Source organism: Superficieibacter electus (assembly GCF_002915575.1).
In the GTDB taxonomy this organism is placed as follows: domain Bacteria; phylum Pseudomonadota; class Gammaproteobacteria; order Enterobacterales; family Enterobacteriaceae; genus Superficieibacter; species Superficieibacter electus.
The window spans coordinates 121585-136173 of sequence record NZ_PQGD01000015.1 but is presented as its reverse complement, the minus strand read 5'-3'; the positions used below and the strand labels follow the sequence as shown (position 1 = coordinate 136173).

Genomic DNA, 14589 nt, shown 5'->3' with positions numbered 1-14589 from the left:
GAGTCATATTAGATGTGGTGTAAAGAAGCAAACAGCGACGCCCACTCACTGCTGGCGCGATAAAAGACCGGAGGCTTGCCGATGGGCGCATCCACGGTGATTTCACCGCCCTGGTACGTTTCGCCAGTCCAGACGTTGATCCAGTTATCTTCTGGTAGATACAGACTCCAGTCACGGCGTCCTTGCTCGTGAACCGGCGCAACCAGCAGATCTTGCCCCAGCAGGTACTGGTATTTCAGGGTGTAGGTTCGCGCATCATCCTCGTAGTGCAGGAACAGCGGACGCATCACCGGTAACCCGGTTGCCGCGTTCTGCGCGACGGCCTGCCTGAGATAGGGCTTCAGGGTGGTAAAGACGGTAGTCATGCGGGCAAAGTGGGCAATAGTTTCTTCATCACTATCAAACTGCCAGTTATCGCCAGGACGGTTGCCCTCGTGGGTCCGCATCATTGGGGTGAAAGCGCTGAAGTCACACCAACGTAGTAGTAGTTCTTTACTGCGTTTCATGCCGAATAAGGTGGTGTAACCGCCGATATCACTGTGGTGCAGGCCGTAGCCGGTCATTGCCAGCGACAGCGCGGCAGGGACTACAGAAGCAAGGCCATCATCAAGGCTCCAGTCAACGTTCTGGTCACCCGCCCACATCATGGTGGAATACTTCTGGCTACCGGTATAACCGGCACGCATAAAGAACAGGATCTCGCCAAGATTGCCGGTTTCCTGCAATGCTTCGTAGTTGCACTTCGCCCACAGTGCTGGCCAGGCGTTATGCATGATTTCGGCGCTGATGCCGTTGTGCAGGTATGTATCGGTCGGCAGATATTCACCAAAATCGGCCATCCAGCCACCGCAGCCGAGCATAATCATGTTTTTCTTGATGACGTCTTTGAACCAGTCGTAAGCTTCTGGATTGGTCAGATCCACTACGCCACCGTAAAATTCACCAAATTCGACCAGATAGTCGTTACCAGATGCATCCTTCGCCAGATAGCCGCGTTTTGCCGCCTCAGCACAGAGGTCTTTATCGCTGGCGACATAAGGGTTGATGTAGGAGAGGAACTGCACGCCCTCTTTTTTCCACTGCTGGATACGTTTATCCAGTTGCGGATAGTTATCTCTGTTCCACTTCCAGTTCCACATTACGCGTTTACCAAAAGAGGTCATGCGAATGCCGGACCAGTCCTGCGCCCAAATGCCGTTCACCTTCACCCCTGCATCACGCATCGTGTCCAGTTTCTGCTGGCAAACCTCGGTGCCGCCCTGAATGCCGAGTGTGACGCCATCGTAAACCCAGTCCGGCAGCTCTGGCTGGCGGCCCAGCAACGCGGTCAATTTTTCCAGCAAGGAGATGTAGTTATCGGCGCATTCAAAGCGCAGGGTCGCGTTATCCTCCCATAACGCCAGTTCGTGATACTCCGGCGCGCTGAAGTCGAAATTCATGTAGCAACTGTTATCAACATGGCAGTAATACTTTTGTGTGCTGACGAAAGTAGGCTGAGGGAAGAAAGTCCAGTAATAGTCGCCGCCCGCATTCTCTTTGCAATCCGCCTGCCAGGTAATATAAGTATTCTTATTGCGACCAACGCCCTGTTCGCTGGTCCATAGTGGAAACGGTTTGCCGCGTAGGTCAAAGTAAGAAAACTGCTCGCCGCAGCCGTAGATATGTTCGTCTGGATTCGCGGCCAGCCGTAACCAGATACGATTGTGGCTATTTACTCCATTTTGCAGTTTCAGCAGCAAACGCCCCGCGTCATCGGTAGTAATAAGCAGTGTGGCGTTGATACTTTCTCCGCGACTGAAATGGATCTGCCAGCTTTCTGGCAGTTGAGCTACCTTTGTTTTAGTTAGCGCAATTTTTTCATTAATTTTATCTTTAATACTGAAATTACCACGAAACATTTCGATATCAGCAATACCAGTGCCTATCCACAAACAGGGAGCCTGCAGAGTATGCCGAAGAATTAAACGTTGCTGATAATATAATGTGAAACCCTCAGTAGATGTCTCAACTTTAATTTTTGATAAAAATTTATTATGCGTGCTCATATAATATTCTCCATGAGAGTAATGATCGCATGGTAAGTTATCGGTTTGTGCGTTCTTTATTGGCAATGCACAAAAATATTAAAATACTTATTTGCTTTCATTGGTACTGCGAATTGCAGCAATTTTTTTACCAAAAACAAGCTGTAATACAGCTAAAAGAGCAAATGGTGGCAGTAGAGCTGTAACGGGGGAAATGCCTATTGCACCTTTTATTAGCATGGCTCCTGATGCTATTAGCAATAAGAAAACCAGAATGCGGAACACCTTAACCGAAATGCGTTTGTGAACATATTGTCCCACCAATGACCCGAGGATCATGGTAGGAATACAAAAAATCACCAGTTTAAACGTCGATATTGTTAAGATGCCACTGGTCGCCAGACCACCGACTACGGCAATATTATTGGCAGTAAAAAAGGCATTAAGCGTGCCACGGAAAGCGGCTGGGCCTAAATTTCGCAACATACCGTACATTACCACCGGAGGCCCATTGGTTGAGAATGCGGCTCCGAGCGCACCAGCCACTGCTCCCAGTGGGGCAGCAATCCAGCGGCGGTCATAAACCGGCAGGCGAGGAATAAACATATTATAAAAAGAATAGAGGATAAGAAATGCGCCAAGACCTATCTTCATCATATGATCGGGTAAATAGGAAAGAGCATATAGCCCTACCGGTATACCGAGAAATGAGAAAAAAATAAGTACGGCAGCCGATCGCCAGTCAATTTCCTTACGTGAAAGCCAGGTTGCATAAATAGCCGTTGCGGTTCCGACGATAACCGATAGTGGCGTAGCCATTTTAACTGGCAGCATCAGTGTGACAAGCGGCATCGTTGTTAATCCACCACCGAAACCAGCACATATACCGACAAATGTATAAAGAAACATTAAAGCAATAACAGTATAGACAACGCCATTTTCCAGCATTATGCCGTCTGGTGTGAACAGATTGAAAAAATCCATAGTGGTTCCTTTTACGTTAATTCATTTCCCATCATATTGACTGTGCTAAATATATTGCCCGTTAAGTTTGAAGGACAACCGATGCTGCTGTCGTGGCTTAAGTAGAATGAGATCTGTTCCAGAATTAAATGCATTGGGGGGGCAACTCATGGGTTCAACAGCGATTCCTTTCCGATGTAACTTTTCACCACTATAAACCTGTAGCCAGGGTTGTTCGGAAAACAAACTGACGCAAAGTGATTGTCCTGGGTCAATAATACGCATTTGCCATTCTTTACCTTCGGTTTTAAAGGTATGGTCAATCTGTTTATCGCCGAGTTGCTTTATTGTTGTGTAGTTTAAATCCAGTTCATCAACATGGTGTAAATGAGTTGGGTTAGCATGTTCATCCACCATAAAAACCTGTTTAGCTGGAAGTTGTAATAAATAATCATCAACAGTGGCGAGATTACAGGTTAAATAAGGATGCATCCCCACACCATAGGGCGCGATATTATCACCTGCATTTTCGCTGCTGATCTCAACAGAAAGCCCGGTTTCTTCATTCAAAGTATAAACAACCTGAGCCAGTAGCAAAAAAGGATAACCGTAACTGGGCGGTAAAACTGTCGTTAGCGTAATGTTGGTCGCCGTTAACTCGTTAATTTGCCAGTCGCGCCAGGCAAGCAAGCCATGAATCGACGCTTTAGAATGATGTTCATTAATTGGTAATTGATATTCCTGCCCTTCAAAGTGATAACACCCATTTGCAATGCGGTTAGGCCAGGGAAGTAATACTTTTCCAAGATGTGCCAGCGGCATCTCTTCCGGTTTGTGAGGTATCACCAGGTGTCTGCCCCGCCAGGTTAATTCGGCAAGCCCGGCACCAACAGACACAATTTGCGCCCGGTAATCTCCCGCCGTCAGAACAGCCGTTTTCCCGCCACTGTGTATATGCACTGTTTTCATATGAGATACCATTAGATAACAACGGCATACGCGAAAAATATGCTTTGCGAATATGCCGTATATATTTACTATTTATTTGGCATTAACATCCAGTAGCCCTGCCGCAACGGCGGGTGCCAGGCCTGGCGCTAATGGAATACGTGGGATCACCAAACAGTGCAACAGATGATAAATATCCTGTTTGCCATCCCATACTTTGGTCGTGACTTTATTGTCGGCATCCAGCTCTTGCCACCATGAACCATTTTCATAATCCATCAGGTATTTGATGCAGTAGTCCCACCATGTTTGATACCAGGTTTCGTACTGACGATCGCCGGTGACTGTGTAAAGCGCATATGCTGTACCCATAGCTTCAACGATCGGCCAGCGAACACGTTCACGAACCACGGGTTTTCCTTCCCAGTCTACGGTGTAAACAATACCGTCAGCGCCATCAGGTGCCCAGGCATCACGGACAGTGGCATTAAACAATCCTTTTGCATCTTCTAATAACCAGGCCGGAGGCTGCTCACACCGGGCTTCTAATGCCGCGTGAATATGTAGCATTAAGCGGCCCCACTCAATCCAGTGGCCTGGAGTACCCCCGAATGCACGGAAGCGGTGCGCCGGATTGTCTTTGTTGTAATCGCGGATAGGGTTCCAGTTAACGTCAAAATGCTCATTAACGCGGTAATGGTTATTTCTTGCGACATCATGAATGATAACGGAGGCGACTCTGATGGCGCGATCGAGCCATTTTTTATCGTGAGTCACGTCATAAACAATCAGGAAAGCTTCTACTGCATGCATATTGGCGTTGCCGCCACGGTAGTCCTCGGTCTTAGTGAATGCCTCATCCCAGGACTCCAGACACATTTGCTCTTCTTCACTCCAGAAGTATTTCTCAATAACTTCAATGGTGTAATCAAGCAGTTTTCTGGCTTCAGGATGTCCGGTCGTCACAGCGCTGGCGGCACCCAGCAGGGCAAAGAAATGTTGATAACCTTGTTTAGAAGCATCAACCACGCCTTTATCATTAATACAGGCATACCAGCCGCCGTATTTTTTATCGCGTAATGCGCCATTCATGGCTTTAATACCGTGGTCAACCAGCGCATATGCGCCCGGTCTGCCCATCGACGCGGCAACTGAATAAACGTGTAACATGCGGGCGGTGATCCACAAATGGATGCCCATTTCTTCTTTTATTTGCCCTTTATTTCCCAGCCAGCCAAATCCGCCAGGAATGGCTGCACCTTTACCAAATTCGAAAATACGATCGGTTTCCTGCTCCAGCCAGCGATTGTGGCTTAATGTGTTAAACCATTTCATTCTTATATCCTCATATTAACGGCGTTTTGCCATCATTTCGTCGACAATGTCGCCCAGACGTTGCAATTTCGGCGCGGAAACATCCCGCAGCATCATTTCGGTATCCGGTAGACCGACTACCGATGACCACACCGCCCGTCCGGCCAAAAATCCTGATGCTCCCGCCGTCATCGCCACGCTGACCGCGCGAGGAAATAGCTTTTCATCGACGCCAGAAGAGAGGATGACCCACGGCATATTGATATGTTCATTCAGGTGTTGTGAGGCGGTAAGTAATTCTTTTTGTGGGCCTTTACCGTAAAGAGGCATTTCGACTTTATAGAGGTCGGCACCGCTATCACCCAGTTCTTTTGCTGCATCAATGATCGCCTGTTCGCGGTCGAACTTATCACCTTGACGTGGCGGGCGTACCACCGGTTCGATAATGCTCGCCAGCCCATTGCTATGACATAATGTGTTGAATTCTTTAACCATATCCAGACGCTGTTGAGCGTCTTCATCGCTACGCCAGAGCACAAGTAGTTTCAGAGCCTTAGCCCCGTCTTGTTTAACGGCTTGTGGGTTAATTCTTCTGTCGATCGTCACGCTGTCAACGGGAATGCCGTTACCCGGGATGAACTCATCGGCAGCAACAATCATGGCGCAGCTTTTAGCGACGGCACGTTGTTCGACGGCCTGGCGATAGCAAAACTGCTGATCCAGCAGAATGGCAGACGCATAAGGAGAGAGGATTTTCGCCGCATTGACTTTAAATTCCGTCAGCACGCTGTCAGCCACAGGGGGTTTTGCACCAGCAGCAGCAAACATTAAGCGCATCGCCTCACGCTGATCGACGGCCAGCATGGCAAAACCGCCTGACGCACGCGTAATGTCTTTGATGGTGTAGTTGTTCATTCAATTTTCCTTTATACGATCGTTACATTTTTACTTTGAGGACAGTCCAGCGCTGTTCCTTACCTGCTCCAGAATGGCACTCCAGTCTTCCCGCCCGCGTCCTGCCGCGCGTGCCTGGTTATAGACTTCACGTGAGGCTGCCCCGAGTGGCATTGGGACATGCAGGTGGTTAGCGACATCCAGCGCGATACCCAGATCCTTGTGCGCCAGATCGATCATGAAGGCCGGAGAGAGATCGCCTTTCAGCACTTTTCCAGGCCAGGTGGTTGTGAAGTGCCCTTTACCAGCAGCAGTACCGCTCATCACTTTCAGGGCCACATCGAAGGAGAGGCCTAGTGCTTCGCATAGCACCGCGGCTTCGGCAGAAAGCGCATTCAGGGCAATGCTCATGTAGTTGTTAATCAGCTTCACGCGGATACCCATGCCAGGTCCGCCGGTATTAATCAGTTCGTTGCCCATCGCCATCAGTACTGGCGTGGAGCGTTCAACCTGTTCTGCGCTGCCACCCGCCAGCAGTAGTAGCGTTCCGGCAATCGCGTTATCGGATGTCCGGCCGACGGGGACATCCATCATGCTGAATCCTCGTGCATGCATGTCGGCAATAAGTTGGTCGGTTTGCAGCGGGTGGATCGTTGACATATCAATGACCAGCGCATCTTTAGACAGGCTCTCGCATACCCCTTTTTCAGCAAACAGAATGCGGCGAACTACGTCACCGTTAGGCAACATAGTGATGATAAATTCAGCGCCTTTTGCCGCCTGAGCCGGGCTGCTGGCGGGCTGAGCGCCTTTTTCTACCAGGCGCTGAACCGCATCTGGATTAACATCAAACACGCTGAGCTTATGCCCCTGCTTAAGTAAATTGCTCGCCATAGGCGAACCCATCTGCCCTAATCCGATAAATGCAACGACTGCCATAACGTTCTCCTGAAAACGGTTTTGTCACTTTTTGTCAATTAATAGCGGATTTGTTTGTCTGTTTTTGATCGTATTTGTAATTTATGGTCAAAAAATTGACGGCCGTCACTTTTTAAACATTTTGTGAAATTAAAATGACGGCATCAGAAAAACAGGAGGAAGTACCATGGCCCGAATCTTATGTGTAGGCATCACAGTGTTAGACCGTATCTGGTATCTCAATGATTTACCTAAAGAAGGAGGCAAGTATGTCGCTAATAACTACACCGAAGTGGGTGGAGGGCCTGCGGCCACGGCGGCAGTTGCTGCGGCAAAGCTGGGCGCGAAAGTGGATTTTATTGGCCGTGTGGGGGATGACGACACCGGCAAACGGCTACTTGCGGAGCTGGAGTCCCTGGGAGTAAATACCCGCTACACCCGGATTTACAACGGGGCACGCTCCTCTCAGTCGGCGGTCCTGGTTGATGCGGGTGGTGAGCGTATTATTGCTAACTATCCCAGCCCGGATTTGCCTGCGGATGCCAGCTGGCTTGCTGAAATCGACTTTTCACAATGGGATGCCGTACTGGCCGATGTCCGCTGGCATGAAGGCGCGAAAGCCGCTTTCACCCTTGCCCGTCAACAGGGTATTCCTGCCATACTGGATGCGGATATTACCCCGCAGGATATTACGGAACTGGTAGCGCTCAGCGACCATGCAGCATTTTCCGCACCGGGCCTGCGTCGTCTGACAGGCAGCGAAGACATCAGTGTTTCATTGAAAAAAGCACAAATGCTCACAAATGGTCATGTCTATGTCACCCAGGGTGCACAAGGGTGTTATTGGCTGGAAAAGAAAGAACTACAGCATCAACCTGGATTTACGGTTGATGTCGTTGATACTACTGGCGCTGGTGACGTTTTTCATGGTGCTCTGGCGCAGGCGATTGCCCAAAAAACCGATATTGGCGCTGCGGTACGCTTTGCCAGCGCGGTGGCTGCGCTAAAATGTACCCGGCCTGGCGGAAGAGCAGGGATACCCGATTGTGATCAAACCCGCTCTTTTTTGTCACTTTATGTATAAAATGCAGGGCAGTTAAGAGTTGAGAGGAATTTCCATGAGTTTAACCGAGCTGACCGGTAATCCACGTCACGACCGTTTACTGGCACTGATTGCTGAACATGGTTATATGAACATTGATGAGCTGGCGCAGCTGTTAGACGTCTCGACGCAAACCGTTCGCCGGGATATTCGTAAACTGAGTGAACAGGGGCTTATCACTCGACATCATGGCGGTGCCGGACGAGCGTCAAGTGTAGTGAATACCGCTTTTGAACAACGCGAAGTTTCTCTCATGGATGAAAAAAAGGCGATTGCAGATGCGATCGCTGATTATATACCTGACGGCTCAACTATTTTTATCACTATCGGTACGACCGTTGAGCATGTTGCACGTGCGCTGCTTAACCATAATCACCTGCGCATTATTACCAACAGCCTGCGGGTGGCGCATATTTTGTATAAAAACCCCCAGTTTGAAGTGATGGTAGCGGGCGGCACGCTGCGACCGCACAACGGCGGTATTATCGGACCAGGGGCTGCCGCATTTGTGCAGGGGTTTCGGGCTGACTATCTGGTCACAAGCGTCGGGGCCATCGAACATGACGGTACGTTGCTGGAGTTTGACGTGAACGAGGCCAGCATCGCCAAAGCGATGATGGCGCATTCCCGGCACATCTTACTGGCGGCCGATCATACTAAATATCATGCTTCCGCCGCCGTTGAGATAGGCAATATTAACCAGGTAACGGCACTCTTCACGGACGACTTCCCGCCCGCAACGCTGAAAGCGCGCCTTCATGAAGGTCAGGCAGAAATTATCCTGGCGGGGGAGGCGGCGGAAAAGGACATGCCTGAACTGTGAATATAAAGTAGCGCTGAATGTTGTTAATCACCCCATAGTCAAACCTCGCCTTTCCCGCTACAGTTATTCCTCCACGGCGCGAAAGGAGACAAAAATGCTCTATATCTTTGATTTGGGTAATGTGATTGTCGATATCGACTTTAACCGTGTGCTGGGGGCATGGAGCGATTTTAGCCGTGTACCGCTGGCGACGCTGAAGCAGACGTTTACGATGGGGGAAGCCTTCCATCAGCACGAGCGGGGCGAGATTACTGATGAGGCATTTGCACAAGCGCTGTGTCATGAGATGGATCTGCCGCTGAGCTATGAACAGTTTTCCCATGGCTGGCAGGCGGTATTTGTAGGACTGCGCCCGGAAGTCATCGCCATCATGCATAAGCTGAGGGAGCAGGGGCATCGCGTTGTGGTGCTGTCAAACACCAACCGTTTGCATACTACTTTCTGGCCGGAGGAATACCCGGAAATCCGTAGCGCCGCCGATCATATCTATCTTTCACAGGATTTAGGCATGCGTAAACCGGAAGCGCGCATCTATCAGCAGGTGCTACAGGCTGAAGGATTTTCCGCTGAAGATACGGTCTTTTTTGACGACAACGTCGATAATATAGAAGGGGCTAATCAGTTGGGAATCACCTCAATCCTGGTGACGGGGAAAGAGACCATTCCGGACTATTTCTCGACGTTGTTATGATAAAAACTTTCCGGCAAAAAATCAGTTACTCAACGCGCCCAATGGTGGCGTGGCTAAAACTTCTCTGGCAGCGCATCGATGAAGACAATATGACGACGCTGGCGGGTAACCTCGCCTATGTGTCATTGCTTTCACTGGTGCCGCTGGTGGCGGTCATTTTCGCCTTATTCGCTGCATTTCCCATGTTTTCGGATGTCAGCGTCCAGCTTCGGCATTTCGTTTTTGCCAACTTTATGCCTGCGACCGGCGACGTGATTCAGCGCTATATTGAACAATTTGTCGCCAACTCCAGCAAAATGACCGCGGTGGGGGCGTGCGGGTTAATTGTCACCTCGCTCCTGCTGATGTACGCCATTGATAGCGCGTTAAACACCATCTGGCGCAGTAAACGCATCCGACCTAAAGTCTACTCCTTTGCGGTCTACTGGATGATCCTGACCCTGGGGCCGGTGCTCGCGGGGGCCAGCCTGGTGATCAGCTCCTACCTGCTCTCGTTGCGCTGGGCCAGTGAGTTAAATAGCGTGATTGATGACGTGTTGCGTATCTTCCCGCTGATCCTCTCCTGGCTCTCTTTCTGGCTGCTATACAGTGTGGTTCCCACGACGCAGGTGCCAAATCGGGATGCGGTGATCGGGGCATTCGTCGCCGCGTTGTTGTTCGAGGCAGGTAAAAAAGGGTTTGCACTCTATATCACCACGTTTCCCTCTTATCAGCTCATTTATGGCGTGCTGTCGGTTATCCCCATTTTGTTTGTCTGGGTCTACTGGACGTGGTGCATCGTCTTGCTTGGCGCGGAAATAACTGTCACTCTCGGGGAGTACCGCAAACTCAAAGAAGAAAAAGAAGACCAGCCATGATTGCATTAATTCAGCGCGTAACCCGTGCCAGCGTCACCGTGGAGGGTGAAGTGACGGGTGAAATCGGCCCGGGACTTTTGGTCCTGTTAGGTGTCGAAAAAGAGGATGACGAACAAAAGGCGAACCGCCTGTGCGAGCGCGTACTGGGCTACCGCATCTTTAGTGATGCTGACGGTAAGATGAACCTTAACGTACAGCAGGCGGGCGGCAGCGTACTGGTGGTGTCGCAGTTTACTTTGGCGGCAGATACTGAGCGAGGGATGCGTCCCGGCTTCTCGAAAGGTGCCGCGCCGGATCGTGCAGAAGGCTTGTATGAGTATTTTGTCAGCCGTTGCCGTCAACAGCAAATCAATACCCGCACCGGGCGATTTGCGGCAGATATGCAGGTTTCACTGGTTAATGATGGCCCCGTTACGTTCTGGCTTCAGGTATGAGCCAGCTTCTGACGAGGCCTCGGGTAACAAAAGAGAGTGCCGCTATGTATCACCTTCGTGTACCGCAAACAGCAGAAGAGTTAGATGCTTACTATCAGTTTCGCTGGGAGATGCTGCGTAAGCCACTACATCAGCCGAAAGGTTCAGAGCGCGACGCCTGGGATGCGCTGGCGCATCATCAAATGGTGGTGGATGAAGAGGGCAAACTGGTGGCTGTCGGACGGCTTTATATTAATGCCGATAACGAAGCCTCTATTCGCTTTATGGCCGTCGATCCAGGCGTACAGGATAAGGGTCTCGGCACGCTGATGGCGATGACGCTGGAGTCCATCGCGCGTCAGGAAGGCGTAAAGCGGGTGACCTGTAGCGCGCGTGAGGACGCAGTAGAGTTCTTCGCCAGGCTGGGATTTGTGAATCAGGGGGAAATTACCGCTCCGCAAACTACGCCGCTGCGCCATTTTCTGATGATCAAACCTATCGCGTCGCTGGACGATATTCTGCACCGCGGCGACTGGTGTGGTCAGCTTCAGCAGGCATGGTATGAGCACATTCCGCTCAGTGAAAAGATGGGCGTGCGCATCCAGCAGTATACCGGGCAAAAATTTATTACCACCATGCCGGAAACCGGCAATCAAAATCCGCACCACACTTTGTTTGCCGGAAGCCTGTTCTCGCTGGCGACGCTCACCGGCTGGGGGCTTATCTGGCTAATGCTGCGCGAACGCCATCTGGGCGGTACGATTATCCTTGCTGACGCGCATATTCGCTATAGTCACCCGATTAGCGGGCGTCCTACGGCTATTGCCGATCTCGGCTCGCTCAGCGGCGATTTAGATCGCCTGGCGCGCGGACGTAAGGCGCGCGTGCAGTTGCAGGTCGAGTTGTTCGGCAATGAAACCTCCGGCGCGGTGTTTGAAGGGATTTATATCGTGCTTCCCGCGAAGCCATTTGGGCCACTGGAAGAAGGGGGGAATGAGGAAGAATGATCGTGCCTCTTTTACCCAATGAATGCTTCTGGCGGAAGATTAAATCTTTCTGAGAGCGCCTTGATGTGCTTTACCGTGAGTGCTCTGCGGCCATTAAGAATATTGCTGATATTGGATTTTGACCCAAGCTCATTTGCTAAATCGGCTGCTTTCAATCCGTACTGGTCCATCAACGTTCGTAGCATCGCAACGCCCGGAGGCGTGCTTTCCAGGCGGCGATTAAACTCTGCAAACTCGGGAGCGTGATTTTCATAGTCGTTGATTTTTCTGGCCAGAAGTTCAAAAAGCGGGTTATCCAGATCGTCCCTGTCAATTAAGAACTCAATCAGCGCTAGTGCTCTGCGATACTCGGTCCCGTTACGTTCTCCGTTCATCAGAGGAATAGGCTTCACTGCTTTTGAGAAAGCGTTAACCATCTTTTCTGCGCTGGCGGTATCCATAAGGTGCATATTGGGCCTGCTCATTCTGTATGGCTCCGGTAGTATTTTGTTAGCCTGTCGTATTCGGCATGAGAAACAATGTGCTTCACAAAAACTTTTTGCAGCCTGAAATCCATAAAAGCGATGAGCCGTAAGTTATTACCTGCAACATCAACTACCCACCATTTTTTCCTGTACTTAAAGTTGTCCAGGGAAGGAAGATGGCTTTTCATCTCTTGTGGATTGCTGAAAGCCTTTTTCTCCAGGACATTCAGCAAGTCGACGAGCGCGGTGGCACAACCGGGAAAGTTGGCTATCGCCTCGTTAAAAGGCTTACGGCTAATAACATGCACGGTTCTGTCCCTGTACCGGTGTTTTCAGCCTGAAAACACTATAGTAGAAGATAGGCCTGTTGTTTTCAATATGAAAACAACAGAGAAATAGTCATCTATATACCAGCCCGCCACGCGATATCCCGCATCACATTTTTCGCCGCCACGCTTACGCCACCTAACTGAAAGAAACCGTGAATAACGCCGAGGTAACGCTGGCAGGAACACGCCACCCCTTGCTCACTAAGTCGCTGATATAGCGCTTCCCCCTCGTCGCAAAGCGGATCGTATTCGGCGGTAATGATATGCACTGGCGGCAGACCGTTGAAGTCATCGCGCCATAGCGGGCTGGCTTCCGGATGCTGACGATCGGTGTGGGGTAGATACATTTCATAGCCGGAGAGCAGCGTGTCGCGGGTGATAATGTAGTCGAGGCCGTTACGTGTATAGCTTTCGAAATGGGCGGTGGCATCAAGCATAGGATAAATGAGGATGAGTTGCGCAGGTTGCCACTGACCTGCGGCTTTCAGGCGCAGTGCCGTGACCAGCGCCAGATGCCCGCCTGCGCTGTCGCCAGCGAGGGTTATGTATGTACGATCTACGCCGAGCTTATCGGCATGCTGCCAGATGATACCCGCGCCTTTTTCCGCATCGTCATGTGCCGCAGGGAAAGTATGCTCCGGCGCACGGCGGTACTGCACGGCAATGACCCGGCAGCCGCTGTAAAATGCCAGTTGCCGCAACTGGTGATCGTGGGTGGCAAAACCGCCGCTGACGAAACAGCCGCCATGGTAATAAATCACCGTTGGCAGAGCACCGTTAGTATGAAGCGGTGAGACGACCCGGAAGGTCATGCCTTCAAGCGTCATATCCTCTACCGTGACGCGCGTTTCTATCTCTCCCGCCAGTACGGTGCTGGCAATATAGCCTTCCCGTCGCTGCTCAACGCGTTGGTTCCGTTCTGACGGACGCCCGGCGGCGATAAAATCATTAACCAGTTCTGCAATACCTTTTTCAAGTGTCATGATTACGCCTCTTAACTGTATGAATATCCAGTCTTATAACGTAACTTCTGCCAAATGAAAACGCTAATTTTGGTGGGTATCTGATTCTGGAAAGCGCTTCGCAAAAATAGAAAGTGTCGCGGAGTCACGCTTTAACCTTGTCGTAAGTAAGTGTATTTTGTCTTCTTATTAACCATTAATGATATACTGAAGGTATATATGAGCATGGTGGCAGGTATCGATATGGGCAGAATACTTCTTGATTTATCGGATGACGTCATCAAACGGCTTGATGATCTTAAGCACCAGCGCGGCCTTCCTCGAGCTGAGTTGCTACGTGAAGCGGTTGAAGAATACCTTGAAAGGCAGAATCAGGCTAAAGCAGCCATCGCTAATGCGCTTGGACTGTGGCAGGGCTGTGAAGAAGATGGCGTCGAATTTGAGCGAGCGCTACGTGAGGAGTGGGAGTGATGAAAGGAAAGGCGCTTTTTGATACCAATATCCTGATCGATCTGTTTAATGGTCATCGCGAGGCAATGTCAGCGCTTGACGCTTATCTTCCACAGCATGCTATTAGTCTCGTTACCTGGATGGAAGTGATGGTCGGGGCGAAAAAATACCATCAGGAACATCAAACGCGTATGGCATTGAGCGCTTTTAATACCATTGGTATATCGCAGGATATTGCGGAACGGAGCGTAAATCTCAGGCAAGAGTTCGGCTTAAAACTGCCTGATGCTATCATTCTCGCCACGGCTCAGCATTATCGCTATGAGATGGTCACGAGAAATACAAAGGATTTCGCAGGCATACCTGGTGTCGTAACGCCTTATCAGTTTTGACAAAAAAACGCCGGGCAGGCGCAAGCGCTACCCGACGT

At 50.4% G+C, this 14589-nt stretch carries 17 protein-coding genes; 8 read left to right on the top strand and 9 right to left on the bottom strand.

Annotated features, from left to right (window positions below; translation table 11 throughout):
* Window positions 1–8 precede the first annotated feature (8 nt).
* From CHU32_RS18695 to yihU, 6 genes are all read right to left on the bottom strand, one after another.
* Window positions 9–2045 carry an alpha-glucosidase gene (locus CHU32_RS18695; RefSeq protein WP_103676771.1) on the bottom strand — a complete coding sequence of 679 codons (2037 nt, stop codon included), beginning with the start codon at window positions 2043–2045 and terminating at the stop codon, window positions 9–11.
* A gap of 87 nt (window positions 2046–2132) precedes the next feature.
* Window positions 2133–3008, bottom strand: coding sequence for a sulfite exporter TauE/SafE family protein (locus CHU32_RS18690; RefSeq protein ID WP_103676772.1), 876 nt, complete (start codon window positions 3006–3008; stop codon window positions 2133–2135).
* Window positions 3009–3053: 45 nt separating this feature from the next.
* Window positions 3054–3956 carry an aldose-1-epimerase gene (locus CHU32_RS18685; protein WP_103676773.1) on the bottom strand — a complete coding sequence of 301 codons (903 nt, stop codon included), beginning with the start codon at window positions 3954–3956 and terminating at the stop codon, window positions 3054–3056.
* A 72-nt stretch (window positions 3957–4028) separates the two neighbouring features.
* Window positions 4029–5270, bottom strand: coding sequence for a sulfoquinovose isomerase (gene yihS, locus CHU32_RS18680; protein WP_103676774.1), 1242 nt, complete (start codon window positions 5268–5270; stop codon window positions 4029–4031).
* A gap of 15 nt (window positions 5271–5285) precedes the next feature.
* Window positions 5286–6164 (bottom strand): sulfofructosephosphate aldolase, encoded by an 879-nt coding sequence (yihT, locus tag CHU32_RS18675; protein WP_103676775.1) that lies wholly within the window; start codon window positions 6162–6164, stop codon window positions 5286–5288.
* A gap of 30 nt (window positions 6165–6194) precedes the next feature.
* Entirely contained in the window at window positions 6195–7082 is an 888-nt protein-coding gene (yihU, locus tag CHU32_RS18670) for a sulfolactaldehyde 3-reductase (RefSeq protein WP_103676776.1), read from the bottom strand.
* Window positions 7083–7248: 166 nt separating this feature from the next.
* Here yihU and CHU32_RS18665 point away from each other — a divergent pair, with 166 nt between their 5' ends.
* From CHU32_RS18665 to fabY, 6 genes are all read left to right on the top strand, one after another.
* On the top strand, window positions 7249–8145 hold the full coding sequence (locus tag CHU32_RS18665) for a sugar kinase (protein WP_103676777.1): 897 nt from the start codon (window positions 7249–7251) through the stop codon (window positions 8143–8145).
* A 34-nt stretch (window positions 8146–8179) separates the two neighbouring features.
* The gene (locus tag CHU32_RS18660; protein ID WP_103676778.1) at window positions 8180–8986 is read left to right on the top strand and encodes a DeoR/GlpR family DNA-binding transcription regulator; all 807 of its coding nucleotides are present in this window, start codon (window positions 8180–8182) and stop codon (window positions 8984–8986) included.
* A gap of 94 nt (window positions 8987–9080) precedes the next feature.
* Entirely contained in the window at window positions 9081–9677 is a 597-nt protein-coding gene (gene yihX, locus CHU32_RS18655; RefSeq protein ID WP_103676779.1) for a glucose-1-phosphatase, read from the top strand.
* A complete protein-coding gene (locus CHU32_RS18650; protein ID WP_103676780.1) occupies window positions 9674–10534 on the top strand; it encodes a virulence factor BrkB family protein in 861 nt (286 codons plus the stop codon). Before yihX ends, CHU32_RS18650 begins: the two co-directional genes overlap by 4 nt.
* Window positions 10531–10968: a D-aminoacyl-tRNA deacylase gene (gene dtd, locus CHU32_RS18645; RefSeq protein WP_103676781.1), complete on the top strand. Its 438-nt coding sequence runs from the start codon at window positions 10531–10533 to the stop codon at window positions 10966–10968. Before CHU32_RS18650 ends, dtd begins: the two co-directional genes overlap by 4 nt.
* Window positions 10969–11012: 44 nt before the next feature.
* Window positions 11013–11954: a fatty acid biosynthesis protein FabY gene (fabY, locus tag CHU32_RS18640; RefSeq protein WP_176691671.1), complete on the top strand. Its 942-nt coding sequence runs from the start codon at window positions 11013–11015 to the stop codon at window positions 11952–11954.
* 11 nt (window positions 11955–11965) lie between these two features.
* On the opposite strand, the gene CHU32_RS18635 is transcribed toward fabY, so the two are convergent.
* The 3 genes from CHU32_RS18635 to CHU32_RS18625 all read right to left on the bottom strand — a co-directional run bounded on the left by CHU32_RS18635 (window position 11966) and on the right by CHU32_RS18625 (window position 13730).
* Complete coding sequence (locus CHU32_RS18635) at window positions 11966–12394, bottom strand: helix-turn-helix domain-containing protein (protein WP_103676883.1); 429 nt, start codon at window positions 12392–12394, stop codon at window positions 11966–11968.
* Window positions 12395–12414: 20 nt separating this feature from the next.
* On the bottom strand, window positions 12415–12726 hold the full coding sequence (locus CHU32_RS18630; protein WP_103676783.1) for a type II toxin-antitoxin system HigB family toxin: 312 nt from the start codon (window positions 12724–12726) through the stop codon (window positions 12415–12417).
* 95 nt (window positions 12727–12821) lie between these two features.
* On the bottom strand, window positions 12822–13730 hold the full coding sequence (locus CHU32_RS18625; RefSeq protein WP_103676784.1) for an alpha/beta hydrolase: 909 nt from the start codon (window positions 13728–13730) through the stop codon (window positions 12822–12824).
* A gap of 198 nt (window positions 13731–13928) precedes the next feature.
* On the opposite strand from CHU32_RS18625, the gene CHU32_RS18620 reads away from it, so the two are divergent.
* Both CHU32_RS18620 and CHU32_RS18615 read left to right on the top strand, forming a co-directional pair.
* Entirely contained in the window at window positions 13929–14180 is a 252-nt protein-coding gene (locus CHU32_RS18620; protein WP_103676785.1) for a ribbon-helix-helix domain-containing protein, read from the top strand.
* On the top strand, window positions 14177–14551 hold the full coding sequence (locus CHU32_RS18615; RefSeq protein ID WP_103676786.1) for a type II toxin-antitoxin system VapC family toxin: 375 nt from the start codon (window positions 14177–14179) through the stop codon (window positions 14549–14551). Before CHU32_RS18620 ends, CHU32_RS18615 begins: the two co-directional genes overlap by 4 nt.
* Window positions 14552–14589 lie beyond the last annotated feature (38 nt).